Annotated in this window: 2 protein-coding genes; both read left to right on the forward strand. The window is 39.7% G+C overall.

The annotated features are described in order from the left end of the window. Window positions 1–248 (forward strand): DUF6722 family protein (locus ACFFUV_RS23510; RefSeq protein ID WP_390198382.1); only part of this gene is annotated, 248 nt, incomplete at its 5' end. 110 nt (window positions 249–358) lie between these two features. Beyond that, window positions 359–556: a hypothetical protein gene (locus tag ACFFUV_RS23515; protein WP_390198383.1), complete on the forward strand. Its 198-nt coding sequence runs from the start codon at window positions 359–361 to the stop codon at window positions 554–556. Window positions 557–688 lie beyond the last annotated feature (132 nt).

The raw sequence follows: 688 nt of genomic DNA on the forward strand, positions 1-688 counted from the left end.
GCTCCCCCTTGGGGGCGGGGGGGGGGATAAATAAAAAACAATTAATTTATTATCTTTGTAATATGAAAAAAGAACTTGGTAAATGGCTTATGGATATAGCCAAATACATTACTACAGCAGTAATACTGACTTCAATTTTTGGAGATGTAGAACAAAAATGGATAATTTACCTTGGTGGAATATTAGCCGTAGCCTTTACGTTGGGTTGGGGATTGTATCTTGTCAAGGACAAAAAGAAAGGAGAATAACATGGGAGCATTGATTATGTTCGGCTTGGTTATCGTAATAGCCAACGTGGGAGGATTTTATTTCTTGCTGCAAGACAAGAAAAAAGCCCACCAAATCAAGAAGTAGCACGATGAAAGAATATTGTGTTTACTGGCATGAAAGGGGAGAACCCAGACACGAGGTCTTTTCCGACCTTTCGGAAGCGGAGATGTTCTCTTGCATGATAAGAGGTTTGGAAGGGGTGGAATACGTGGAGGTTTCCGAAGAGGAAAGCATAGACTTTGAAGAACTCTCGGAAATGTTTCCGGAAGACTTCCCAAGTACTTAAAGAACTGTTTGTTTTTTATTAATTGCATATAAGGCAGGCGCCATAGTTCTGAACTTGGCGCCTGCCTTGCGATTTACTTTTTTTGATTGAATCAGAAATAGGTTAACAAAAGGGTCATAAACAAGAAAATCG

Source organism: Vibrio olivae (assembly GCF_042428525.1).
Lineage (GTDB): Bacteria > Pseudomonadota > Gammaproteobacteria > Enterobacterales > Vibrionaceae > Vibrio > Vibrio olivae.